General features: G+C 68.7%; 25 protein-coding genes and 1 tRNA gene. 10 read left to right on the top strand and 16 right to left on the bottom strand.

All coding sequences use genetic code 11. The features are described from left to right. The first annotated feature begins 31 nt into the window (after positions 1–31). Together QM772_RS03500 and QM772_RS03495 are read left to right on the top strand one after the other, a co-directional pair. A complete protein-coding gene (locus tag QM772_RS03500) occupies positions 32–502 on the top strand; it encodes a MerR family transcriptional regulator (RefSeq protein ID WP_415134073.1) in 471 nt (156 codons plus the stop codon). 12 nt (positions 503–514) lie between these two features. Beyond that, a tRNA-Pro gene (locus tag QM772_RS03495) sits at positions 515–591 on the top strand. A gap of 71 nt (positions 592–662) precedes the next feature. Here QM772_RS03495 and QM772_RS03490 read toward each other — a convergent pair. Then, on the bottom strand, positions 663–1,406 hold the full coding sequence (locus QM772_RS03490; RefSeq protein ID WP_415134072.1) for an HAD family hydrolase: 744 nt from the start codon (positions 1,404–1,406) through the stop codon (positions 663–665). Positions 1,407–1,421: 15 nt separating this feature from the next. Here QM772_RS03490 and hemH point away from each other — a divergent pair, with 15 nt between their 5' ends. Then, a complete protein-coding gene (gene hemH / locus QM772_RS03485; protein ID WP_415134071.1) occupies positions 1,422–2,465 on the top strand; it encodes a ferrochelatase in 1,044 nt (347 codons plus the stop codon). A gap of 56 nt (positions 2,466–2,521) precedes the next feature. On the opposite strand, the gene QM772_RS03480 is transcribed toward hemH, so the two are convergent. From QM772_RS03480 to QM772_RS03450, 7 genes are all read right to left on the bottom strand, one after another. Beyond that, positions 2,522–3,424: an alpha/beta fold hydrolase gene (locus tag QM772_RS03480; protein WP_415134070.1), complete on the bottom strand. Its 903-nt coding sequence runs from the start codon at positions 3,422–3,424 to the stop codon at positions 2,522–2,524. Then, positions 3,421–4,521, bottom strand: coding sequence for a branched-chain amino acid ABC transporter permease (locus QM772_RS03475; RefSeq protein ID WP_415134069.1), 1,101 nt, complete (start codon positions 4,519–4,521; stop codon positions 3,421–3,423). Before QM772_RS03475 ends, QM772_RS03480 begins: the two co-directional genes overlap by 4 nt. A gap of 96 nt (positions 4,522–4,617) precedes the next feature. Further along, positions 4,618–5,601, bottom strand: coding sequence for a branched-chain amino acid ABC transporter permease (locus QM772_RS03470; protein ID WP_415134068.1), 984 nt, complete (start codon positions 5,599–5,601; stop codon positions 4,618–4,620). A 71-nt stretch (positions 5,602–5,672) separates the two neighbouring features. Next, positions 5,673–6,398: an ABC transporter ATP-binding protein gene (locus QM772_RS03465; RefSeq protein WP_415134067.1), complete on the bottom strand. Its 726-nt coding sequence runs from the start codon at positions 6,396–6,398 to the stop codon at positions 5,673–5,675. Further along, positions 6,395–7,156, bottom strand: a complete 762-nt coding sequence (locus QM772_RS03460; protein ID WP_415134066.1) for an ABC transporter ATP-binding protein — start codon at positions 7,154–7,156, stop codon at positions 6,395–6,397. The genes QM772_RS03465 and QM772_RS03460 overlap by 4 nt, the downstream gene beginning before the upstream one ends. A 69-nt stretch (positions 7,157–7,225) precedes the next feature. Beyond that, the gene (locus QM772_RS03455; protein ID WP_415134065.1) at positions 7,226–8,416 is read right to left on the bottom strand and encodes a substrate-binding domain-containing protein; all 1,191 of its coding nucleotides are present in this window, start codon (positions 8,414–8,416) and stop codon (positions 7,226–7,228) included. A 157-nt stretch (positions 8,417–8,573) separates the two neighbouring features. Next, on the bottom strand, positions 8,574–10,094 hold the full coding sequence (locus tag QM772_RS03450; protein ID WP_415134064.1) for a sigma-54 interaction domain-containing protein: 1,521 nt from the start codon (positions 10,092–10,094) through the stop codon (positions 8,574–8,576). A gap of 75 nt (positions 10,095–10,169) precedes the next feature. On the opposite strand from QM772_RS03450, the gene QM772_RS03445 reads away from it, so the two are divergent. The 3 genes from QM772_RS03445 to QM772_RS03435 all read left to right on the top strand — a co-directional run bounded on the left by QM772_RS03445 (position 10,170) and on the right by QM772_RS03435 (position 14,059). Then, on the top strand, positions 10,170–10,760 hold the full coding sequence (locus tag QM772_RS03445) for a DUF2239 family protein (protein WP_415134063.1): 591 nt from the start codon (positions 10,170–10,172) through the stop codon (positions 10,758–10,760). 61 nt (positions 10,761–10,821) lie between these two features. After that, positions 10,822–12,189, top strand: coding sequence for an MATE family efflux transporter (locus tag QM772_RS03440; RefSeq protein WP_415134062.1), 1,368 nt, complete (start codon positions 10,822–10,824; stop codon positions 12,187–12,189). 250 nt (positions 12,190–12,439) lie between these two features. Further along, entirely contained in the window at positions 12,440–14,059 is a 1,620-nt protein-coding gene (locus tag QM772_RS03435; RefSeq protein ID WP_415134061.1) for a hypothetical protein, read from the top strand. Between the two features lie 171 nt (positions 14,060–14,230). Here the strand turns inward: QM772_RS03435 and QM772_RS03430 are convergent, their stop codons facing one another. From QM772_RS03430 to QM772_RS03410, 5 genes are all read right to left on the bottom strand, one after another. Continuing rightward, a complete protein-coding gene (locus QM772_RS03430; protein ID WP_415134060.1) occupies positions 14,231–15,220 on the bottom strand; it encodes a Bug family tripartite tricarboxylate transporter substrate binding protein in 990 nt (329 codons plus the stop codon). A 101-nt stretch (positions 15,221–15,321) separates the two neighbouring features. Then, positions 15,322–16,815: a tripartite tricarboxylate transporter permease gene (locus tag QM772_RS03425; RefSeq protein ID WP_415134059.1), complete on the bottom strand. Its 1,494-nt coding sequence runs from the start codon at positions 16,813–16,815 to the stop codon at positions 15,322–15,324. A 15-nt stretch (positions 16,816–16,830) separates the two neighbouring features. Next, positions 16,831–17,391, bottom strand: a complete 561-nt coding sequence (locus QM772_RS03420; RefSeq protein WP_415134058.1) for a tripartite tricarboxylate transporter TctB family protein — start codon at positions 17,389–17,391, stop codon at positions 16,831–16,833. A 79-nt stretch (positions 17,392–17,470) separates the two neighbouring features. Continuing rightward, positions 17,471–18,439, bottom strand: a complete 969-nt coding sequence (locus QM772_RS03415) for a Bug family tripartite tricarboxylate transporter substrate binding protein (RefSeq protein ID WP_415134057.1) — start codon at positions 18,437–18,439, stop codon at positions 17,471–17,473. A gap of 106 nt (positions 18,440–18,545) precedes the next feature. Then, positions 18,546–19,178, bottom strand: coding sequence for a LysE family translocator (locus QM772_RS03410; protein WP_415134056.1), 633 nt, complete (start codon positions 19,176–19,178; stop codon positions 18,546–18,548). A gap of 114 nt (positions 19,179–19,292) precedes the next feature. On the opposite strand from QM772_RS03410, the gene QM772_RS03405 reads away from it, so the two are divergent. Continuing rightward, the gene (locus QM772_RS03405; protein ID WP_415134055.1) at positions 19,293–19,742 is read left to right on the top strand and encodes an RNA-binding S4 domain-containing protein; all 450 of its coding nucleotides are present in this window, start codon (positions 19,293–19,295) and stop codon (positions 19,740–19,742) included. A gap of 186 nt (positions 19,743–19,928) precedes the next feature. On the opposite strand, the gene QM772_RS03400 is transcribed toward QM772_RS03405, so the two are convergent. From QM772_RS03400 to QM772_RS03390, 3 genes are all read right to left on the bottom strand, one after another. After that, a complete protein-coding gene (locus tag QM772_RS03400; RefSeq protein WP_415134054.1) occupies positions 19,929–20,348 on the bottom strand; it encodes a putative toxin-antitoxin system toxin component, PIN family in 420 nt (139 codons plus the stop codon). Beyond that, positions 20,345–20,563: an AbrB/MazE/SpoVT family DNA-binding domain-containing protein gene (locus tag QM772_RS03395; RefSeq protein WP_415134053.1), complete on the bottom strand. Its 219-nt coding sequence runs from the start codon at positions 20,561–20,563 to the stop codon at positions 20,345–20,347. Before QM772_RS03395 ends, QM772_RS03400 begins: the two co-directional genes overlap by 4 nt. A gap of 276 nt (positions 20,564–20,839) precedes the next feature. Further along, the gene (locus tag QM772_RS03390) at positions 20,840–21,283 is read right to left on the bottom strand and encodes a transcriptional regulator (protein WP_415134052.1); all 444 of its coding nucleotides are present in this window, start codon (positions 21,281–21,283) and stop codon (positions 20,840–20,842) included. Between the two features lie 165 nt (positions 21,284–21,448). On the opposite strand from QM772_RS03390, the gene QM772_RS03385 reads away from it, so the two are divergent. The 3 genes from QM772_RS03385 to QM772_RS03375 are packed head-to-tail and all read left to right on the top strand — an operon-like array spanning position 21,449 to position 23,904. Then, entirely contained in the window at positions 21,449–22,264 is an 816-nt protein-coding gene (locus QM772_RS03385; protein WP_415134051.1) for a hypothetical protein, read from the top strand. Between the two features lie 23 nt (positions 22,265–22,287). Continuing rightward, positions 22,288–23,010: a hypothetical protein gene (locus QM772_RS03380; protein ID WP_415134050.1), complete on the top strand. Its 723-nt coding sequence runs from the start codon at positions 22,288–22,290 to the stop codon at positions 23,008–23,010. 12 nt (positions 23,011–23,022) lie between these two features. Then, on the top strand, positions 23,023–23,904 hold the full coding sequence (locus QM772_RS03375; RefSeq protein WP_415134049.1) for a thioredoxin fold domain-containing protein: 882 nt from the start codon (positions 23,023–23,025) through the stop codon (positions 23,902–23,904). The last annotated feature ends 35 nt before the right edge of the window (positions 23,905–23,939 follow it).

Here is a 23,939-nt window from a genome sequence, read left to right as displayed (position 1 = left end):
TTTGAGTTCTCGCGCAAGACGTCCTTCCGCAGTGGAAACACAGCTTCCCCCCATCCCCGCCAAACGCTACTTCACCATCGGTGAGGTAGGGGATTTGTGCGGCGTCAAGCCGCACGTTCTGCGCTACTGGGAACAGGAGTTCACCCAGCTGCGCCCCATGAAGCGGCGCGGCAACCGGCGCTACTACCAGCACCACGAGGTGCTGATGATCCGCCGCATCCGTGAGCTGCTGTACGACCAGGGCTTCACCATCAACGGCGCGCGCGCCAAGCTGCAGGAGCTGGCGCAGCATGAGCGCGACCGCCAGCGTGCCGGCGAGGTCATGTTGACGGGCGTGGAGGAGTTCGACGCCGACGAGCCGGTGCCCAGCGAGTTCGGCGACAGCGTGATCTTCGAGGACGAGCACGTCGTGCCCGAGCAGATCCGCCAGGTCGAGCGCGAGCTGAAGGAAATCCGCGACCTGCTCACCGTCTCGCAGTGGCACGACCTGCACACGCTATAATGGCAGGCTTGTCGGCGTGTAGCGCAGCCTGGTAGCGCACTTGCATGGGGTGCAAGGGGTCGCGAGTTCGAATCCCGCCACGCCGACCACTATCCGTAAGGGGCTACAACTCTTAAAGTTGTAGCCCCTTGTCTCTTTCCGGGGTGCGTGCCTTTCGGCGTCAGCGTCGATGCGCTGGTCGACCAAGCCATTCACAGAGCTGCGTCAGGTCTTCAACGACAACCTGCGGCGCCAGCCCCGCGTCGCGCGGCCAGGGCGCCTGCGCACGGTTGACCCACGCCGACTGCATGCCGGCGCGCAGCGCGCCGATGCCGTCCAGTTGGACGTCATCGCCGACGTGCAATACCTCGTGCGGCTGCACGCCGGCGGCGCGCGCGCCGGCTTTGAAGATGCGCGGGTCGGGCTTGCCGGCGCCGATCTGCGCCGCGCTGATGGCGGCCTGGAAGTAGCGGCCGATGCCGACGCGGTGCACGTCGGCGTTGCCGTTGCTGAGTGCCACGACCGGAAAGCGCGCGCTCAGCCAGGCCAGGGCGGGCAGGGCGTCGGCGTACAGTTCGACGCGCTGGCGTTCGGCGTGGAAGACTTCGAACGCGGCCTCGGCCAAGGCGGGGTCGTCGCCGGCCGCGCGCAGCAGGTGGCGGATCATCTCGCGGCGCAGCAGGCCCAGGTCGTGCACGCGGTCCGCATGAGCGGCTGCGACGGCGCGGCGCGCGGACCGTGCGGCATCGGCATCGCGCGCCAGGGCGGCGGTGCGCGGCGCGCGCTCGTCCAGCCAGCCGCGCAGGGCGTTTTCGGCGCGCTCGATGGTCGGCCACACGGGCCACAGCGTGTCGTCCAGATCGAGCGTAATGGCACGGATGCGCCGGAAATCGAGCGGCGGCGCGCTCTTTGGCGTAGAGGGCATGACCGAGAATAGCGCATGCCTTTCCGACCCGAACCCGCCGTGCGGCCCGGCCACGCAGGCCGCACCGGCGTGCTGCTGTGCAACCTGGGCACGCCCGATGCGCCCACGCCGGCGGCCACGCGCCGCTACCTGGCCGAGTTCCTGAGCGACCGGCGCGTGGTGGAGATTCCGCCGACGCTCTGGAAGCCCATCCTCCACGGCGTGGTTCTGCGCACACGGCCGGCGCAGTCGGCCGCCAAGTACAAGTCGATCTGGCTGCCCGAGGGCTCGCCGCTGATGGTGTGGAGCCGCAGGCAGGCGACGATGCTGCGTGGCTACCTGGGCGAGCGCGGCCACGCGGTGAGCGTGCGCCTGGCGATGCGCTACGGTCAGCCATCGATCGACTCGCAGCTGGACGAGATGAAAGCGCGCGGCTGCACGCGCATCCTGGTGGTGCCGATGTACCCGCAGTATTCCGGCACCACCACGGCCAGCGTGATCGACGCCGTGGGCGCCTGGGCGCGGCGCGTGCGCCACGTGCCGGAGCTGCGCTTCGTGAACCGCTTCCACGACGACCCCGGCTACATCCGCGCGCTGGCGCGGCTGGTGCATCACCACTGGCAGAGCCACGGGCGGCCGAGCAGGCTGGTGATGAGCTTCCACGGCGTGCCCGAGCGCACGCGCGCGCTGGGCGACCCCTACGTGGACGAATGCCTGGAGACGGCGCGCCTGCTGGCCGGGCGGCTGGCGCTGAAGGAGGACGAGTGGGTGGTCAGCTTTCAGTCGCGCTTCGGCAAGGCCAGGTGGGTGGAGCCGGCGACGCAGGCGGTGCTGGAGGACCTGGGCCGCGCCGGCGTGCCGCGCGTGGACGTGATCTGCCCCGGCTTCACCGCCGACTGCCTGGAGACGCTGGAGGAGATCGCCATGGAGAACCGCGACGCTTTCTTGGCTGCCGGCGGCCGCGAGTTCCACTACGTCCCCTGCCTCAACGACCACCCGAGCTGGCTGGCGGCGCTGGCTGAGATCGTGCAGGAGCACTTGCAGGGCTGGCCGACACGCGGGCGGCCGGCGGCCAATTAGCTATCCGAACAATAGCTGTCAGCGCTTGATGGACAAGCGCTGGAGGCCGATTTGGCTTAAGAATCCAGCGGCGCGGCGGGCTGTTCGGCGCGCTCGATGAAATCGCTCACCAGGTTCAACTGCTCCGGCACGTTCAGCGCCGGCGCGTGGCCGCAGCCGGGCACCTCGGCCCATTGCAGCAACCCGCGCGCGCCGGGGCCGCGGGCGGCCATCTGCTCGGCGGTTTCGCGCAGCACCAGGTCGGAATCGGCGCCGCGCAGCAGCAGCACGGGCAGCGCCAGCGCGTCGTAGTGGTGCCAGATCAGGTAGTCGTCGGGGTAGTGGATGAACTGGCCGGTGATGGCGGGGTCGTAGTGCGGCGTCACGCGGCCGTCGGGCAGGCGGCGCGTGCTGGTCTCCGCCAGGCGGCGCCACTGCGCGTCGGTCAGCCGGCCGTAGGGCTTGTAGGCGGCGCGGAAGAAGGCTTCCAGCTCGGTCACGGTGGCGAAGGCGGGCGGGTTGCCGGCGTAGGCCTTGATGCGTTCCACGGCGGGCTGCGCGAGCTGCGGCGCGTTGTCGTTCAGCACCAGGCTGCGGATGCGCTTTTGCAGCTCGGGCTCGAAGTAGCCCGACGCGCCCACCATGCCGATGGCGCCGCCCATCGAGGTGCCGACCCAGTGGCAGCGCTCGATGCCGAGCTGCACCACGAACTCGCGCGCCAGCCGGGCGTAGAAGGCCAGGCAGTACTCGTCGCGCGGGTTGGCGGCCCACTGGCTGAGGCCGCGGCCCACGGTGTCGGGGCACAGCACGCGCCAGCCAAGGTTGCAGAGGTGCGCGGCCAGCTCGTCCATGTCGCGGCCGGTGCGCGCCAGCCCGTGCCAGGCGACCACGGTGCCGCGCGCCGTGCCGGTGGGCGGCTGCCAGTCGGTGTAGTGGATCTCGCGGCCGGCGCAGGTGAGGTAGTGGGACGCAAAGCTCATGACGTCTTCTCGCGGACGGTGCGGGGCGCGGCGGCCTGCTGGCTGCGCGCGCGCAGCCGCCCGACCACGCCGGTGGGGAAGTAATAGACCGAGAGCACGAACAGCACGCCCAGCCACAGCAGCCAGCGGTCGGGCGAGAGCAGGGCGGACAGCGCGGGCACGCCGGCGGTGGCGTCGTGCCCCAAGCGCAGCAGGTCCTGCAAGTAGCTCTGCGCCACCAGGAACAGCACCGAGCCGATCACCGCGCCGTACATCGTGCCCATGCCGCCGATGACGACGATCAGCAGCACGTCCATCATGATCTCGAAGCTGAGCGAGGTGTCCGGCCCGTTGTAGCGCAGCCAGACGGCCAGCATGCAGCCGGCCAGGGTGGCGAACAGCGCCGACAGCACGCTGGACAGCGTGCGGTACACCACCACGCGATAGCCGATGGCCTCGGCGCGGAACTCGTTCTCGCGGATGGCTTGCAGCGTGCGGCCGAAGGGCGAGTTGACGATGCGCAGCAGCGCCAGGAACAGCACCACGGCCACGACGAACAGCCCGTAGTAGGTGATGATCTTGCCGTCGACCAGCACGCCGAGCACCTCGTTCTCGAACGGCTCGAAGCTGGGCATCAGCACCTCGGGCAGTTTGAAGGTCAGGCCGTCCTCGCCGCCGGTGAATGCGGACAGCTGCGAGGCCAGCGTCTGGAACGCGGCCGCCACCGCCAGCGTGATCATGGCGAAGAAGATCGCCCGCACCCGCAGCGAAAAGAGGCCCACGGCCAGCGACAGCACCAGCGACACCGCCAGCGCGCCCGCCACGCCCACCGCCAGCGCGCCCCAGGAGGCGCCCATGCGCTCGCTGGCGATGGCGATGCCGTAGGCGCCGATGCCGAAGAACATGGTGTGCGCGAAGCTCACGATGCCGGTGTAGCCCAGCAGCAGGTCGAACGCCGCCACCAGCACGATGAAGATCAGCACCTTGGCCGCCACGTTCAGCGCCTTGACGCCCGGGAACATGAACGGCGCCACCGCCAGCCCGACGAGGATGGCCAGCAGGATGAGCGCCAGCAGCTTGTTGCGCGGCAGGTCGTTGGAGAGCAGGCGGCTGAACATGGGGCTTCGAGGGGTGTGCGGTGTGGAATCTGAATGAAATACGGCCTTAGCCCGCGTGGAACAAGCGCTGCCAGCTATCGTTGCCATAGCGTTCCATCAGCGGTTGGCCACCGGATAGACGCCCTGCGGCCGCCACAGCAGCACGGCCACCATCAGCGCGATGTTGGAGAACAGCGCCACCTTGGGCGCCAGGAAGCCGGTGTAGTTGGCCATCAGCCCCACCATCAGCGCGCCGATCAGCGCGCCGGTGGTGCTGCCCAGCCCGCCGATGATGATGACGATGAAGATCAGGATGTTGACCTGCGCGCCCATCTGCGGCACCACGTTCTGCTGGTACAGCCCCCACATCACGCCGCCCAGGCCCGCCAGCGCGCTGCCGACCACGAACACGCCCACGAACAGGCGGCGGATGCGGTAGCCCAGCGACTCGACCATCTCGCGGTCCTGCACGCCGGCGCGGATCAGCAGGCCCACCTTGGTGCACGAGAGCGTCCAGGCCAGCAGCGCGAACACCACCACGCCGACGACCACCGCCACCACGCGGTACTTCTCCACCGCCGCGTCGCCGATCAGCCAGGAGCCCTGCATGCCGCTGGGCAGCGGCAGCGGAATCTGCTGCGGGCCCCAGATGACCTTGATCAGCTCCTCGCCGATGATCATGCCGCCCATGGTGATGAGGATCTGCTTGAGGTGCTGGCCGTACACCGGCCGCACGATGAAGCGCTCGAACGCCAGGCCGATGGCGCCGGCCACCAGCATCGCCACCACCATCGCCGGCAGCACGGCCAGCAGGTTGCGCCAGAGGTCGGCGCTTTGCGTGTAGTCGCCCATGGCGCCCAGCACGCTGGTGGCGACGAAGGCGCCCAGGGCGATGAACACGCCGTGGCCGAAGTTCAGCACGTCCATCAGGCCGAACACCAGCGTCAGGCCCGAGGCGATGATGAAGATGATCATGCCCATCGCCAGCCCCGCCACGGTAAGCGTGAGCCAGGTGGAGCCGGAGCCGATCAGCGGCAGCGCCGCCAGCATCAGCAGCGGCACCAGCAGCAGGGGTTTGTAGTCGAGGTCGGTGGATGTCATGTGCTATTGCAGTGATAGCTGCCAGCGCTTGATGGGCGGGCGCTGGAGGCCGATTTGGCTTGTAAACGTCATCACAGCGACAGCCCCAGCAGCCGCTGCTGCAAGGCCTCGTCCTGCGCCAGCGCGGCCATGGTGCCGGCGTGCACCACGCGGCCGTCGTCCATCACGGCGACGGTGTCGCCCAGCCGCTTGGCGAAGTTGATGTTCTGCTCCACCAGCAAAATCGTCACGCCCTGCGCCTTGAGCTGGCGGAAGGCGTCGATCATGTTGTTGATGATGGCTGGCGCCAGGCCCTTGCTGGGCTCGTCCACGATCAGGAGCTCGCGCGGCTCGACGATGGCGCGGCTGACGGCCAGCATCTGCTTCTGCCCGCCCGAGAGCTTGCCGGCCGGGTGGTTCCAGAACTTCTCGACGGCGGGAAAGAGCTGGAAGATCCATTGCAGGCGTGCCTGATCCATCTGCGCCGCGTTGCGGGCGGCTCGGGCGGCGAGCACCATGTTCTCCTTCACGGTGAGGTCGGCGAAGATGCCCATGTTCTCGGGCACGTAGGCGATGCCGAGCTGCGCGATCTGCGGCGTGTGCTTCCTGGTGATGTCCTGGCCGTTGAACGTGACGCGGCCCTGGCTCGCCTGCCACAGGCCCATGACGGTGCGCAGCGTGGTCGTCTTGCCGGCGCCGTTGCGGCCCAGCAGCATGGTGAGCTGGCCGCGCGGCACTTCCAAGTCCACGCCGTGCAGGATGTGGTAGGCGCCGATGTGGGTGTGCACGCCTTCGAGTTTCAGCAACACATCGCTCATTGGGCAACCTCTTCGTCCTTGCTGACGCCCAGGTAGGCTTGCTGCACGACGGGCGAGGCGATGACTTCCGCCGGCTCGCCGTCGGCCACCAGCGTGCCGTTGGTCAGCACGATGATGCGGTCGGCCAGCTCGCGCACCACGTCCATCTTGTGCTCGACGAGCAGGATGGTCTTGCTCTTGTCCTGCTTGAGCTGGCGGATCAGGTTCAGGATCACCGGCGCCTCGTCGTGGCTCATGCCGGCGGTGGGCTCGTCGAACATGTAGACCGAAGGCTGAAGCGCCATCAGCAGCGCCACCTCCAGCTTGCGCTGGTCGCCGTGCGGCAGGCTGGCCACGGGCATGTGCTGGCGCTCGGTCATGCTGACCTGCTCCAGCAGTTCGAGCGCGCGGCGCGTCAGCCCGGCGTGGTCGCTCCAGATGCTCCACAGGTTCAGGCCGCCTGAGTGCCGCGCCTGCACGGCCAGGCGCACGTTCTCCAGCACCGAGAGGTTGGGGAAGAGGTTGGTGAGCTGGAACGCCCGCCCCAGCCCGGCGCGCGTGCGCGCGGCCGGCGACAGGCCCGACAAGTCCTGCCCGCCCAGCCGCACGCTGCCCGCGCTGGCCTTGAGCTGGCCGGAGATGAGGTTGAAGTAGGTCGTCTTGCCGGCGCCGTTGGGGCCGACGATGGCCGTCAGCGTGCCGGGCGCGAAGCGGCACGTGACCGCGTTCACGGCCACGTGGCCGCCGAAGCGGATGGTGAGGTCCTGGGTTTCCAGCATTTCAGACGAAAAGAGGCCGCAGCGCTTGCCAGGCAAGCGCCGCCAGCTATCAAAAAATGAGAAGGGCGATCAGCGCTTGTTGCGGATCGGCACCTGCATTTCCTCAGGCTTGATCTCGCGCACCAGCTCGGGCACGCCCCAGGCGAAGGCCGGGTCGTTCTTGATGCGGAAGTGGTACATGCTCTGCATGGCCTGGTGGTCTTCCTTGCGGAAGGTCATCTTGCCCTTGGGCGTGTCGAAGCTCATGCCTTCCATGGTCTTGATGAGCTTGTTGGTGTTGGTGTCGCCGCCCGTGGCCTTGAGCGCGGTGACGAGGGCCATGGCGGCCGAGAAGCCGCCGGCGGTGAAGAAGTCCGGCGGCTGCTTGAACTCCTTGTAGTGCGCCGCCACCATCGCATCGTTGACCGCGTTCTTGGGAATGCCGAAGTAGTAGTACGTGGCGCCTTCCATGCCGGGGAAGTTCTTGTAGGCCGCCATGGCGGGCAGGATGTTGCCGCCGGTGAAGACCTCGATGTTGAAGCGCTTCTTCAGGTCGGCCGCGGCCAGCGCGTTGAAGGGCGGCGTGCCGCCGGCCCAGATCACCTCGATGGCCTTGCGGCCGGGCTTGTCCTTCAGCGCGTCGATCAGGCGCTGGATGCCGGCGGTGAAGTCGGTGGTGGTCTGCGGCAGGTATTCCTCGTGCACGATCCTGGCGTGCTTGAGCGCGTCCTTGAAGGCTTTTACGCCGTCGCGGCCGAAGGCGTAGTCCTGCGCCAGCGTGGCGACGGAGACGCCGTCCTTGTCCATCGCCGCGGCGTTGCTGATGGCGTCCTGGCTGCTGCTGCGGCCGGTGCGGAAGATGTACTTGTTCCACTTGTCGCCGGTGATCGAGTCGGCCACGGCGGGCTCGACCAGCAGGATCTTCTTGTACTCCTCGGCCACCGGCAGCATGGCCAGCGCCACGCCGGAAGAGCTGGGGCCGACGGCCAGGTCCACCTTGTCGTCCGCGTAGGCGGCGGCCAGCAGGCTCTTGCCCACGTCGGGCTTGCCCTGGTCGTCCTTCTCGATCACGGTGATCTTGCGGCCATTGACGGCCATGGTGCCGCCGGTGGCGTAGTTCAGGCCCATCATCAGACCGACCTGGGTCTGCTTGCCGTAGGCTTCGAGCGGGCCGGTCTTGGAATAGATGTGGGCGATCTTGATGTCGCCGGACTGCGCCAGGGCAGGGGCGCTGACGACGGCGGCCAGGGCGGCCAGGGCGATGAGCGAGCGGCGGTGCATGGGGAATCTCCTCTGATGGTTCGGGATGCAGGGCACAAAGTGCATGACCCGTGCCAGCACGCAAGTCGTTGATTCTGCGAGAGATTGGTGCTGGGTTAACGCGCGAATGATCAAAATTCAGACAAATGGATTGTCTGAAATCAGAGCAAATGTCTGATCATGGATCAGGGTTAACCATGGCCTTCGTTGGATCCGCCTCGTCCCGCAGCCGCTCGTACAAGGTGGCGCGCGAGATCCCCAGCAGCCGTGTGGCGGCCAGCTTGTTGCCGCCGGTGGCCTTCAGCGCCGCCGCGATGGCGCGCCGCTCCAGCTCGGCGATCTGCTTGCCCAGCGGGCGCAGCAGGTCGGCCGCGTCCTGCGGCGCCGGCTCCGGCGGCAGCGCGGGCTGCACCTGGGCCAGGCCCGACTGGCGCAGCAGGGCTTCCATGTGGCCGGCGTCCAGCCGGTCGGCGTCGGCGCGCAGCGCGGCCTGCTCCAGCACGTTGCGCAGCTCGCGGATGTTGCCGCGCCACTGCTGCGCCGCCAGCAGGGCGATGGCGCCGTCACTCAGCTCGGGCGGCGGGCTGCCGCGGTGCGCCATGTCCTCGCCCAGCACCTCGATCAGCGCGCGCACGTCGCCGCGCCGCTCGCGCAGCGGCGGCACGCGCACCGGCAGCACGTTCAGGCGGTAGTACAGGTCTTCACGGAAGCGCCCCTCGCGCACCAGGGCCGGCAGGTCGCGGCTGGTGGCGGCGATGACGCGGGCGTCGAACGGCACCAGCTCGTTGCTGCCCAGCGGCTCGATCTCGCCCTCTTGCAGCGCGCGCAGCAGCTTGGCTTGCAGGCCGGGCGGCATGTCGCCGATCTCGTCGAGGAACAGCGTGCCGCCGTCCGCCAGCTTGAACTTGCCCATGCGGCCCTTGCGGTCGGCGCCGGTGAAGGCGCCGGGGGCGACGCCGAAGAACTCGGCCTCCAGCAGCGTGTCGGGCACGGCCGCGATGTTGATGCTGACGAAGGGGCCGTCGGCGCGCGGCGAGGCGGCGTGGATGCCGTGCGCCAGCAGCTCCTTGCCGGTGCCCGTCTCGCCCAGCAGCAGCACCGGGCTATGCGACTGCGCGGCGCGCCGCGCCTGGCGCTTGACCTCCACCGCGGCCGGGCTGCTGCCCACGAAGCTCGCAAACGTGTAGCGCGCCTGCCTGGGCCCGTGCCGGCCGCCGGCCCGCTTGGCGGCCAGCTGCTGCTGCGCCTCGTGCAGCTCCTGCTGCATGCGGGCGAACTTGGCGATCAGCGGTTGCAGGTTGTGCGAGGTTTGGTCGAACAGCACGATGCCCAGGGCGCCGATGACCTCGCCGGCGTCGTCGCGCAGCGGAATGCGGCTGACGCCGAAGGTGCCGGCGCGGTTGCTCAGCACGTCGATCAGCATCGGCTTGCCGGTGCGCAGCACCTCGTGCATCTGCGTGTTCTGGATCACGTCGGACACCGGGTGGCCGACGAAGTCCTCCTCGCGCGGGAAGCCCAGCGCGGGCAGGAAGCGCCGGTACTGGTCGTTGATCCACACCACGCGCGCGTCGCGGTCCACCAGCACCATGCCCTCGCTGGCGCTGGCGAACAGGTCGAACATGGAGCGCGCGGCCAGCTCCAGGATGCTGGCGGCGTCGCGCGGCAGCGCGGGCGAGGCGGGCGGCGTGGCGGCGGGCATGCGGGCGATGGTAGCCTGCGCGACTTGCCGCATAAATACCCGGGCAAAATTATTTGACCCGGATATAATGAGTGCATGAATACGATTTTTCCTTCCCTCTACACGGCCTTCGCGGGCGACCAGCTGGTCGCCCGCGGCGCGTATGCCGAGGTGACACGGGCGCTGGCGGCGGATGATTTCCAGGGCCGGCCGGTGCTGGTTTTCGACGACGCCACCGGCGCGCAGGTGGACGCGCCGCCGCCACCCGAACACGCCGCGCGGCTCGCGCGCGCCGATGACGCCGCCGCGCCGCCGCGTCCCGCGCCCGGCCGCCCGCGCCTGGGCGTGGTGGCGCGCGAAGTGACGCTGCTGCCGCGCCACTGGGACTGGCTCGCCGCGCAGCCGGGCGGCGCCTCGGTTGCCCTGCGTCGCCTGGTGGACCAGGCCCGGAAGTCGAACGAAAAGGCCGACAGCCGGCGCCAGGCCAGCGAGAGAAGCTACAGATTCATGAGCGCCATCGCCGGCCACCAACCCGGCTTCGAGGAAGCCGCGCGCGCCTTGTTCGCGGCCGACGGCCACGCCTTCGCGGCGCACACAGCGCGCTGGCCGAAGGACGTGCGCGCCCATCTGAACGAACTGGCGCAGGGCGCTTTCGACGCTCCCTCCGACGACGAGGCCGCCGAATGAGCGCCCGCCCGGCCGCCCGAAGGGCGCTCGCACCGCAGTGCGAAGCACGGAGGTATCCGATATGAGCGCCAAGCCTCCCATTACCACCACGCGCCCGCTGTGGCGCACCTACCTGGCCTTCCTGGGGCCGATGGTGCTGGCCAACATCCTGCAATCGCTGTCGGGCAGCGTGAACGCGGTCTACATCGGCCAGATGCTGGGCACGACCGCGCTGGGCGCCGTGGCGGGCATGTTCCCGGTGGTGTTCTTCTTCATCGCGCTGATCATCGGCGTGGGCGCGGGCGCCTCGGTGCTGATCGGCCAGGCCTGGGGCGCGCGCGAGCCGCGCAAGGCCAAGGCCATCGCCGGCACCGCGCTGGCGCTGGGCGGCCTGATCGGCCTCACCGCCGCCGCGCTGGGCGAGCTGTTCGCGCGCCCGGCGCTGGCGGCGCTGGGCACCGCGCCCGAGCTGCTGCCCGATGCCGTGGCCTATGCGCGCGTGATGATGCTGAGCATGCCGCTGCTGCTGGTGTTCATCCTGTACACCCAGCTGCTGCGCGGCGTGGGCGACACGGTGACGCCGCTGCTGGCGCTGTGTCTGTCCACCAGCGTCGGGCTGCTGCTGACGCCGGCGCTGATCCGCGGCTGGCTGGGCCTGCCTCGGCTGGGCGTGGTCAGCGCGGCGGCGGCGGGTTTCGTGGCCTTCACGGTGGCGCTGGCCTTTTTGTGGTTCTACCTGCGCCGCAAGCGCCACCCGCTGGCGCCCGACGCCGAGCTGCTGCGCCACCTGCGCATCAGCCCGGCCCTGCTGCGCGCCGTGCTGCGCATCGGCGTGCCGACCGGCGTGCAGATGGTGACCATCGCCATGGCGGAGCTGGCCATCCTGGGCCTGGTCAACGCCTACGGGGCGGACGCCACGGCGGCGTACGGCGCGGTGAACCAGATCGTCAACTACGTGCAGTTCCCGGCGATCTCCATCGCCATCACGGCCTCGATCCTGGGCGCGCAGGCCATCGGCGCGGGGCGCAGCGAGCGGCTGTCGGCCATCGTGCGCACGGGCCTGCTGATGAACGTGGTGCTGACGGGCGGCCTGGTGCTGCTGGGCTACGCGCTGTCGCGCTGGCTGCTGGGCTTCTTCCTGACCACGCCGCACGTGCTGGACATGGCGCAGACCCTGCTGCACGTGATGCTGTGGGCCAGCGTGGTGTTCGGCATGCAGGCCGTGGTGGCGGGCGTGATGCGCGCCAGCGGCACCGTGTGGGTGCCCACGGGCATCAGCATCGGCTGCATCCTGCTGGTGCAGCTGCCGGCGGCCAACCTGCTGTCGGCGCGCTTCGGCTTGCAGGGCGTGTGGATGTCGTACCCGGTGGTGTTCAGCGCCATGCTGCTGCTGCAAAGCACCTTCTACCGGCTGGTGTGGCGCTACCGCAAGATCGAGCGGCTGGTCTGAACGTGCTGCCGCGTGGCGCGCGGCAGCACCGGCGTTCGCCAGCGCTTGTCCAGCCGTCTTCAGCAGTAAGAAACTACTATTTTTATAGCTGTCAGCGATTTACTGAAGCGTGCTGATGGCCGATTTTCCTGGTATTTCGAGCGGCTGGACAGACCTGTTTGTCCTCTCCCTTGGGGACGGCGCTACGTGACTTTGATCCTGTAATGGACTGGCGTACCTGCTGTGGTGCGCCAACCCACAGGAGAGCATCATGGACACGCGGTTTCTGAACACACTGGACCCTGCCGTATTCGAGGCGATCAAGGCGATTCGACCCAAGCTCAGGCTTTGCGGTCCGCTGCGCATTCTGTTCGTCGTCGACGGCGCCATCACCTACAACACCAGTTTCGGCGTTGGCCGAGTGGCGGCGCTGTTGAACGACACCGCCCGCGGGTGGGTCGATTTCCAGGTCGATACCAAGTTCAAGTCGGAAATCACCTTCAGCGATGCCTCCCTCAGGCCGTACCACCAAGTCTGGCTGTTCGGTTACAACGGTGGCAACGGGTCGCTGTCCAGCGGCGAGCGCACGGCCTTGCTCAAGTGGATGGACGAGCGCCGGGGCGGCGTGTTCGCCACCGGCGACCATGACGACCTGGGCGCCGCGCTGTGCCGGCAGGTGCCCCGCGCCGGCACCATGCGTCGCTGGACCCAGGCCCAGGGCGTGCCGCCGGGAGCTGGTCCTGCGCGGGTGGACACCAACCGGCCCGCCAATGCCTCGCAAGGGGCACCGACCTACGCCCAGATCCCGATCGGCGCGCAAAGCGATGCGGTGCCCCAGCGCGTCCAATGGGTGACCTGGATGCGCAGCGGCGGCGGCCTGCTGGGTTGGCGCGCGCCGCACCCGATCCTGTGCCACCCGCAACACGGCCCCATCGACGTGATGCCCGACCACCCGCACGAGGGCGTGTGCTTCGACACTGCCCCCGGGCGCTTCGAGGTCGATGTGTCCAGCGCCACCGAATACCCGACCCGCAACGGCGTGCGGCCGCTGCCCACGGTGATCGCGTACGGGACCACGTTGCCCGATCCGCCCTACAACTTCGCCAAGGGCGACAGCCCGGCCAAGCGCTTTCCGATGATCAGCGTCTACGACGGTCAGTCGATCGGCATCGGCCGCGTCGTGGTGGATTCGACCTGGCACCACTGGATGGACCTCAACATCATCGGGCTGGAAGCGGCGGGCACCGCGCCCGGGGCCAGTGCACAGGCGGTGGCCAACTGGGAGAAGATTCGCGAGTACTTCGTCAACATCGCGGTCTGGCTGGCCACCCCGCAGCAGCGCCGCTGCATGGCGCGCTGGTACTTCACCACCGCGCACTACAACTATGTCGGCTTCCAGGAACTGCGCACGGCCAGGAGCCTGCTCGAACTCGGTCAAATTACTTCGTCGTACCTGCGGCCCATCCTCGGCCCGTGCTGGGTACGCCAGTTCGTGCTCGACCTGGTGCTCGAAGTGCACCCCCGACTGTTCGATCTGCTGGGGCCGACGTTCCTGGGCGAGGACTTCGGTGGCAAGGCGGCCAGCGAATTGGCTGGCCTGAGCGGGCCGGGCTGGGATGCCTTCGAGGCCCACGTGCTTGGCGCCGTCATGCAAGCCTCGATGAAGCAGCACGCCAAGTCGGTCGAACTGCTGCTGCAACACCGTAAGCTGGATCTGCCGGTGAACGATGCCGAGGAGGCAGAGGTGCTGCTGGGTGGCGCACTCGACGGCCTGCGCGCTTTCGAGCAAGCAGTGCAGGCCGACGTGAAACGCATCCAGCCGTGGTTGACCGCGCTCAAGTCGGTCGAAGCCCGCATACCGGTCAAGCCGGTCAAGCCGGCGAAGCGCTGAGTGGGTCGGCGGCCAGCGTGTCTATCGCGGCGGCCGCCGCATCATCATCACTGAACCGACCGGCTTTGACCACCCGGCCCGGCCGCCACTTCCCGGGTACGCTTCGCTTACCCGCGGGCTACTCGCTGTCGGCTTTCCCGCGCCCGCACGACCCTGTGGGCCAGGGCGCCGTTACGGCTGGAACCCGATCGGCACCACGACCATGCCCGCCCGCTCCATGGTGGCGCGCAGGCTGGTGAACTCGTTCTCCACGAACTTGCCGAACGCGTCGCCCGCCAGCACCGCCGGTACCCAGTCGTTCTTCTTCACCGCCTCCTGCCACGTGGGCGACTGCGTGGCCGCCGTCAGCGCGCCGATCAGCGCCTGGCGCTGATCGGCCGCGAGGTCCCGCTTGCCGAACACGCCGCGCCAGTTGCTGATCTCCACGTCGATGCCCTGCTCCTTGAGCGTGGGGATGGCTTGGTATGCCGCAAGGCGCGCGCCGCTGGTCACGGCCAGCGCCCTCATCCGGCCGCTGCGGATGTGCTCGGCGAACTCGCCGATGCCGCTGCCGCCCACGGTGACCTTGCCCTCCATGACGGCCGTCGCCGCCTCGCCGCCGCCGCTGGACGCCACGTAGTTGAGCCTGAGCGGGTTCACACCCACCGCGCGCGCGATCATGGCCGCCGCGATGTGCTCGGTGGAGCCGGACGAGCCGCCGCCCCAGGTCACGCTGTCCGGGTCCTTCTTGAACTGCGCGATCACGTCGCCCATGGTCTTGAAGGGCGAATTGGGGGACAGCGCGAACACGTTGTATTCCGTCGTCAGGCGCATCAGCGGCGTGCCCTGCATCAGGTTCACCGGCCAGCGGGAGCCGATCAGCCCGCCCAGCATCACCGCGCCCATCACCATGATCTGGCTGGCGTCGCCCCGGTCTCTGGCCACGAACGGCCCCATGCCCAGCACGCCGGCGCCACCGGGCCTGTACTCGTAGTTCACCGAAGCGGCCTGCTTGGCGTCCAGCAGGGCCTGGCCCAGCGCGCGGCCGGTGGTGTCCCAGCCGCCGCCGGCACTGGCGGGGATCAGCACCTTCAGGTTGGCGCCCGGTTGCGCCCAGGCGCCAGGGGCGGCGCCGGCGGCCGCCAGCGCGGCCAGGGATTTGAGGAAAGTGTCGCGGCGCATGATTTGTCTCCTTTGTAAGTTGGTGATGCCCAGGGTCAATGCTAACGCAGCCCGGGCGGCGCGGAATCACCCGCGAGACACGGCCGGCCCGCGCTCGCCCGTCAGTGCCGGGCGGCGCGCCGCTTCATGACCCGCGGCAGGGCCAGCACCGCCAGGATGACCACGATCAGCGCGAGCGAGACCGGCCGCAGGGCGAACACGCTCCACTTGCCCTCGCCGATGGACATGGCGTTGCGCAGCTGCGCCTCGGCCAGCGGCCCCAGGATCATGCCCACCACCACCGGCGCGGTGGGGAAGTCGAAGCGCCGCATCACCACTCCGACGGCGCCGATGACGTACAGCAGGAACAGGTCGAACGTGCTCTGCCGCATGCCGTAGGCGCCCACGGTGGCGAAGATCAGGATGCCGGCGTAGAGCTGCGGCCTGGGGATGCGCAGCAGCTTCACCCACAGGCCCACCATCGGCAGGTTCAGCACCAGCAGCATCAGGTTGCCGATGTAGAGCGAGGCGATCAGCGCCCACACCAGCGCAGCACTGGTGGCGAACAGCTGCGGCCCGGGCTGGATGCCGTAGTTCTGGAACGCGCCCAGCAGGACGGCGGTGGTGTTGCTGGTGGGGATGCCCAGCGTCAGCAGCGGGATCAGCGCGGTGGTCACGGTGGCGTTGTTGGCCGCCTCGGGGCCGGCCACGCCCTCGATGGCGCCGGTGGTGCCGAACTCGGCCAGATCCTCGCCCTTGGCCAGCTTCTTCTCGGTGGCGTAGCTGAGGAAGGTGGGGATCTCGGTGCCCCCCGCCGGCACGCAGCCGAACGGCGCGCCGATGGCCGCGCCGCGCAGCCAGGCCGGCACGCTGCGGCGCCAGTCGCGGCGGCTCATGCGCACGCGGCTCAGGCGGTTCTGCGTCTCGGCCACCTTGCCCTCGAACAGCGCCGCGTGCAGCACCTCGGCCACGGCGAACAGGCCCACGGCCACCAGCACGATCTCGATGCCGTCCAGGAATTCGGCCTTGCCGCCGGTGTAGCGCGGCTGGCCGCTGATCTGGTCCATGCCGATCAGTCCCACCGCCAGGCCGATGAACAGCGCCGTGAGGCCGCGCACCGTGCTCTGGCCCAGCACCGCGCTGACGGTGGTGAAGGCCAGCACCATCAGCAGGAAGTATTCCGGCGGCCCCAGGCGCACGGCGTACTCGGCCACCACCGGGGCGAACAGCGTGACCACCACGGTGGCGATGGTGCCGGCCACGAAGGAGCCGATGGCCGCCGTCGCCAGCGCCTGGCCGGCGCGGCCGCTCTTGGCCATCTTGTTGCCCTCCATCGCGGTGACCATGCTGGCCGTCTCGCCCGGCGTGTTGAGCAGGATGGAGGTGGTGGAGCCGCCGTACATCGCCCCGTAGTAGATGCCGGCGAAGAAGATCATCGACGACGTGACGTCCACCTTGGCCGTGATGGGCAGCAGCATGGCCACCGTGGTGGCCGGCGCGATGCCGGGCAGCACGCCCACCGCCGTGCCCAGCGCGCAGCCGAGCAGCGCCCACAGCAGGTGCGCGGGGGTGAGGGCGGTGGCGAAGCCCTGGAGCAGCAGATCGAACGTGTCCATCGCGTGCCCCGCAGGTCAGAGCCAGCCGGTGGACGTGAGCCCCGGCAGGCTGATGGCCAGGAACTTGCCGAACAGCCAGTACACCGGCGCCGCCAGCACCAGGCCGGCGATGCCGTCCACCAGCCAGGTGTCGTGCGGCCGGCCGAAGGCGCGCTTCAGGCCCTGCACCGCCAGCACGTAGGTGAGGGCGCAGCTGAGGATGAAGCCCAGGTGCGCGATCAGCGCGGCGTTCAGCAGCAGCCCGGCCGAGACCCAGACGAAGCCGCGCCAGTCCGGGTGCCCGTCGCCTGGCGCCTCTTCCATGGCGCGGTAGCCGCCGGTCAGCGCCTCGCGCAGCAGCACGGCGCCGCAGGCCATCAGCGCGATGGCTGCCACCCAGGGCAGGAAGTTGGCGCCGACGCCGCCGTAGCCGGCCTCGGACGGAATATCGACGGCGCCCCAGGCCAGGGCGGCACCCACGGCGATGATGCCGGCGCTGACCAGCGCCTCCCACCGCTGTGTCTTGCGCGAAGGGTGCGCGGGCTCGGGGTGGTCGGGCCGCAGATCGAGCGGCAGGTGGGGTGGCGGGCTGGCCATGCGGTCTCCTCGCGCTGGTCGCTATTTTTTTTATAGCTGCCAGCGCTTGACCAGAAAGCGCTGGAGGCCGATTTGGCTCTTAACCCTGGATCATGCCCGACTGCGTCATGATGGTGCGCAGGTTGGTGAACTCGGCCTCCACGAACTTGGTGAACTCGTCGCCCGCCAGCAGCGCCGGCGTCCAGCCGTTCTTCTTCAGCGCCTCCTGCCACGAGGGCGACTGCGTGGTGGCCACCAGCGCGTCGATCAGCGCCTTGCGCTGCGGCGGCGTGATGCCGGGGCCGCCGAACACGCCGCGCCAGTTGCCGATCTCGACGTCGATGCCTTGCTCCTTCAGCGTCGGCGCGTCCAGGCCCGGCAGCCGTTGCGGGGAGGTGACGGCGATGGCCTTCATCTTGCCGGCAGCGATGTATTCGGCGAACTCGCTGTAGCCCGAGCCGCCCACCGTGACGTTGCCGCCCAGGATGGCCGCCGTCGCCTCGCCGCCGCCGCGGAAGGCCACGTAGTTGATCTTGCCCGGGTCCGAGCCCACCTTCTGCGCGATCATGGCCGCCGCGATGTGCTCGGTGGAGCCGCGCGAGCCGCCGCCCCACTTCACGCTGCCCGGATCCTTCTTGAGCTGGGCCACCACGTCGGCCATGGTCTTGTGCGGCGAATTGGCCGGCAGCACGAACACGTTGTACTCGGTCGTCAGGCGCGCCAGCGGCGTGGCCTGCATCAGGTTCAGCGGCGACTTGGAGGTGATCAGCCCGCCCAGCATCACGGCGCCCATCACCATGAGCTGGTTCGCGTCGCCCTTGGCGCCGGCCAGGAACGGCGCCAGGCCCAGCGCGCCGGCCGCGCCGCCTTTGTTCTCGTACACCACGGTGGCGGCCTGCCTGGCGTCCAGCAGCGCCTTGCCCAGCGCGCGGCCGGTGATGTCCCAGCCGCCGCCGGGGTTGGCGGGGATCAGCATCTTCAGGTTGGCGCCCGGCTGCGCCCAGGCGCCCGGCACGGCGCCGGCGGCCGCCAGCGCGGCCAGGGATTTGAGAAAGGCGGCGCGACGCATGGCTGGTGTCTCCTGTGTTTGAAGTTCCGCATGCTAGCGCAGCGGTGTCGGCCCGGTCGATGAGGTTTTCCAGAAGCCCGGCCCGGCGGACCCAGGCGTGCGCCGCTCAGGCGGAGGGACTGCGGCGCGCCAGCGCCAGCCACCCGGCCGCGGCGAGGAACACCGTCCCCGTGACGCGGTTGAACAGCGCCGCCCGGCGCGGCCGCGACAGCCAGACGCGCGCCCGCGCGGCCGTCAGCGCATAGACGCACAGCCAGAACATCTCGAAGCACACGAACGTGAGGCCGAGGACGATGAACTGCGGCGCCTGTGGCGCCGCCGGCTCGATGAACTGCGGAAACAGCGCCCCGAAGAACAGCAGCGCCTTCGGATTGCTGGCGCCGACGAGAAAACCGCGCCTGAACAGCGTGCGCGCGCCGGCTGCCGGAGCACCCGCGTCGATGTCGATGCGCTGGCTCTTGGACAGCAGGGCCGCCAGGCCCAGATAGGCCAGGTAGCCCACGCCCAGCCACTTGACGATGGCGAACAGCGTCTCCGACGCCGCCAGCACGCTGCCCAGGCCCAGCATCGACATCAGCATGACCAGCGCTATGGCGCAGGTGCTGCCGCAGGCGGCCATCAGCGCGGCGCGCGGGCCGTGCTGCACGGACGTGGACACGCTCATCAGCACGCTCGGGCCGGGGGTGACGGTGAGCACGAACACGGCGGCGACATACAGGAGCCAGGTGGAGATCGTCATGAGGTGGCGGCAGTGGAGCGGGACAGTGAGCCACGGATCATGCCGCAACGCAACGCAACGCAACGCGCCGCCCGCGCTGCGCATGCCGGCCAGGCCGGGCAGAATCGCTGCCTCATGAGCGACCCGCTGGACAGACAACGCCTGGACAAATGGCTGTGGGCCGCGCGCTTCTACAAGACGCGCGCGCTGGCCGTGCAGGAGATCGGCCGCGGCCGCGTGCAGGTGGCCGGGCAGGACGTGAAGCCCGCGCGCGAGGTGAAGGCCGGCGACGTGGTGACGCTGCGCCAGGGCTTGGTCGTGCGCGAGGTGGTGGTCAAGGCACTCAGTGCCATGCGCGGCCCGGCGCCCGTGGCGCAGCAGCTCTACGAGGAAACGCCCACCAGCATCGCCGCGCGCGAGCAGGCCGCCGCCGCGCGCCGCCTGGCGCCCGAGCCCGCGCACGCCATGGCCCAGGGCCGCCCTACCAAGCGCGACCGCCGCGCGCTGGACGGGCAGCGCCGGGGAGGGTGGGGCGAGCGCTGGTCGGCCTCGCTGGACGACGGCGCGGGCACGCCGCGCAGTTAGCGCCCGGGGCTGATCGAATTAGGAGTGAAATCGGCCGCCAGCGCTTGCTGGGCGGGCGCTGGCAGCTATCGTTTTGATGGCGCCGGTGCGGGCAGCGCGCGGCATCGTGCCGCGTGCTGCGCCGCCACTGCAAGGGCTGCGGCCAGTTTCTCAAGGTCAGGTGCGCGCGGCAGCCGGCGCTGTGGGTTATACGCCGCCTTGTCGTCCGGCCCATTCATCGGGCGTCATGACCAGGCCGGGGAACTCGCCGCGCATCGCTAGCAGGTCGCCATCGCCCGTGATCAGCGCCCGGGCCTGGCCAACGTGCGCCAGCACCAGGAACATCTGGTCCTTCTCATCACGGCACGCCGGCAAGGCCGGCCACGGCTGCGGCAGTTGGACCACGTCGGCATACGGCAGGAATTCCCCCAGCAGGGCCTGCTGCTCGCCGTCCGTCAGCCTGAACTTGGGGTAGGCCAGCACGCGCAGCAGCTCGTTCACCGTTTCCCTGCACACCAGGGGCCGCAGCCGTTGGTGCTGCCAGGCGCGGCGTACCCAGGCCAGGCGGCCCGACGTGAACAGCAGCGCCGAGAGCACCACGTTGGTGTCCAGAACGACACGGCTCACCGGCGCGCCCAGGCCACGGCGTCCGCCACGTCCTGTTCGGTGATGCCCAACTGCTGCAACTTGTCGCGCACGGCCTGGGCCTGCTGCACGCGCACAGGCGTGAGCACGATGCGGCCGTCGTCCACCGTCACCTCGAAGTAGTCCGCCATGTCCACCTGCGAGACAGCAGCCTTGGGCAGGGTGATCTGGTTCTTGGATGTCAGCTTGGCGAGCATAAGGTCCTCTGTAGGATGGAGTAGGGAAATCTTACTTCCTTGCTTTGCTGCATGCAACTAAACTATCTTGGCCGGGCCGAGGTCAGGGAGCGGATCGGTGGAAATCGTGACCTGACCCTGGTATTTCTGCTGATATTTCTGGCGCCGGGGTGGCTGGGGCGAGCGCTGGCCGGCTTCGCTGGACGACGGCGCCGGCACGCCGCGCCGCTAGCGCCCGGGGCTGATCGAATTAAGAAAGAAATCGGCCGCCAGCGCTTGCTGGGCGGGCGCTGGCAGCTATCGTTTTGATGGCGTCGATGGGGCCTTGCCTGCCTGCGCACCCTGCTGCTCGGCGCCGTGCACCTGGGCGAAGGTCAGGATGACCTCGCGGATCAGCTTGCGCTGCGGGGCGGGCAGTTGCAGGAAGGCGTCGAAGGTTTCGCGCTCCAGGTAGCCGACGCCTTCGTCCCAGCGTTGGCGGCGGGTCTGCACGGATGAGCGTACCGCGCTGCCGAAGCGCAGCACCTCCGGTTCGATCTTGAGCAGGTCCGCCAGGACCGTCAGCTTGTCCTGCGCCGGAATCGCCTGGCCCTTCAGCCAGCGCGAGACCGCCTGGAACGTGACCGAGCGCCCCCAGTAATGCGTGTTGAACAGGTTCAACAGCACGCTGGGCCTGGGCTCCAACCCGGCAGCCAGCATGGCCTCGTGCAGCCGGCGTGCGAATTCGAGCTTGTTGTCCATGCTCGAAAGCTAAATTTCAGTTGAATTCTTATTCAATTTCGTGTTGTATGATTGATTGAATTTTTTGTTCAAAAGAGCGCTCCGGCGCCATTGGTTTCGCGGGGGAGGAGGCGAAGCCATCTCATGCATGAGCAGCGTTCACTTCATTCCTGAAAGGAGGCACGAATGGAAAGAGGCAAGGTCCTGCGCGACACCAGCGCGGGCGATGGGATCGTCTTCGTCGGCGGCGGGCAAAAGGTCTTCTCGCTGGAGCGCCACTGGCGCTCGGGCGTTCCGCCTTCGGTGGGCATGACCGTCGCCGTTGCCTTGAGCGAGGCGGGCGAGGTCGAGTCCGTCACCCAGGTCGATGAAACCCAGCTGGCGAAGGAGCAGGCGCAGAAGGCGCTGGGCGCGCTGTCCACACACGGCAGGCAAGGTGCCCTGGCCCTCGTCGGCCGGGTTGGCGTTCGCACCCTGGCGGCTCTGGGCGTGCTGCTGGTGGCCTGGCTGCTCCTGGACACCATCACGGTGCGCTTGAGCGCTCGCCAGGGTCTGGGCTTGACGTTCCACGACTTGCTGAAAGCCGTCAATGCCGGGGTGGGCCTGCAAGGGCTGGGCATGCTACCCACCACTGGCGCAGGGTTCTATGGGCTGCTGATGTGGGTGTGTTTGCTGCTGCCGCTCGCGCCGCACTTTCATGCCAACCGCCACCTGGTCTGGGGGTACTGCGCGCCGCTGGCGTTCATGGTGGCACTGCTGGCGGGCGCGTACGTCCAGTTCAAGCGCCAGATTTCAGGCGCGTCGGAGATGGCCTCGGGCCTGGGCGGCATGCTGGGCGGTGCGCAGTCGCAAGCCATGGTCCAGAAGATGATGGACGAGATGGTTTCGCGCGCCCTGTCGTCGGTTTCTTTCGGCCCTGGCCTGTACGTGGCGCTGCTGGCGGCGGGCTTTCTGGCGTTCGTCGGGGTTCGCAGATTCCTGGCTGGCCGCGCCCACGCTTGAACCCGGGAGAGCCGTCCATCATGTTGAACAATTCGATCGTACTTGCGGCAGGCGCTGCTCTGATGCTGGCCGGCTGCGGCGAGAAAAACGCCGAACCACCCGCGACTCTGGACGCCGCGACGTCCGTCACCCAGGCGCGGCAGGTCGTGCAGGCCAAGCAATCGGCCGCCGCGCCGCGCGGCGACGCAGCAGTACCGCTGGAGTCCTACCAGGAACTCACCAGTGGCAAGCAATTGCTGTATGCCTTTCTCGCGGCCAGCACACTGCCCATCAACTTCGAGAAGGTGGCGGAGCACATCTCGCCCGAATACAGCGGGGAGCGTGACGAGTTCAAGAAGCGCGACTTGCTCGTGGCACTCCAGCCCGCCATCCAGCGCGAGGTGGACAAGGCCAAGGTCCATCCGTACTACGTCATGACGATCGGTGGCAACGTGCTCGACAAGTACGACTTCTCGCAACAGGCATTCCGCATTCCCGAGCTGAGCGATGCCAGCGCCTCCCGCTATTTCTACGACCTCAGCGCCTACCGGATGGGCTTTTCCGACGCCCAGGCGTTCAGCAGCCTGAAGGTGGCGGACGAAGACACCGCACGCTCCATCGAAGGCCTGCGCAGCAAGTACCAGGAACTGCGCTTGAGGGTGTATGCCTTCGTCAACGACACCGAGTTGGGCCAAACCAAGGCCAAGGCCCAGATCATGCGCATCCAGCTGGTGGACAAGCAGGGCAGGGTACTGGCGCAGCAATAGGAGCATGACCAGATGAAATCCATGCGAGCAAGGCGCATGAAGATGCGCGCGCTCATCCTCGCGATGGCCGTGTATGCGGCTGGCGCGGTGCAGGCCGATGGCCCGGCCGCGGCCCGGAACCTGTTCAACCATCTCGCGGCTGGCGGGCAGGACATCGGCATGAAGATGGCCGACGCCTACGTCGCGCCGACACTCGTGCGCGGTATGTACGTCGTGTCCACGGCGCAAGGCCGATTCGTGGGCTACACCAACGAGGCGGGCACGCTGTTCGGTGATTCGCGGGGCTTCAGCGGACGGCCTGAGGGCGCCGCCATTTTCGCCCCGCTCGCGCCTGACCAAGCCGCCCAACTGCGCCGGGAGATCGCCGCCCACATCGACAAGTCCCAACTCATCAGCGTGCGCTACGGCAACGGTGCCACGGAGTTGTTTCTGTTTTCCGCCATCGACTGCCCGCACTGCAAGGAACTGGAAGACAAGCTGCGCGGCGCGAAGTCGGAAAACATTGCCTTCTACGTCGTTCCCTCGTCCTTGCGGCACATGAACCAACCGCAAGGCCGCCAGCAATGGCAGAAGGTAGCCGCCATCTGGTGCGCCACGGATCCGGCGCGAGCCTGGAAAACCTATTGGGCTACGGGTTCTGTGCCCGCTGGGGGCGCATGCCCGTTCTCCGATCCCAAGGCCGCCGAGCGTGCGCAGGACTACTTGTGGGGCATGCTGAAGGGCGTCGGTGTCAAGCTCACCGGAACGCCTGCCTTTGTGCGCCCAGATGGCTTGCAGTGGAAGGATCAGGCGCCGCTGGAGCTGTCATCACCCTCTGCCTATTGGCTTGCGGGCGCCCCGCAGGTTGGCGCCGCAGATTTCAATCCTCGGCCCGTAGGGTTGCGGAAAAATTAAGCCAAATCGGGCTCCAGGGGAAATTAGGGTCAGAG

The organism is Ottowia sp. (assembly GCF_047601385.1).
In the GTDB taxonomy this organism is placed as follows: Bacteria; Pseudomonadota; Gammaproteobacteria; order Burkholderiales; family Burkholderiaceae_C; genus Ottowia.
Note: the sequence above shows the minus strand (reverse complement) of the source record. Positions and strands in the feature narration are given on the sequence as shown.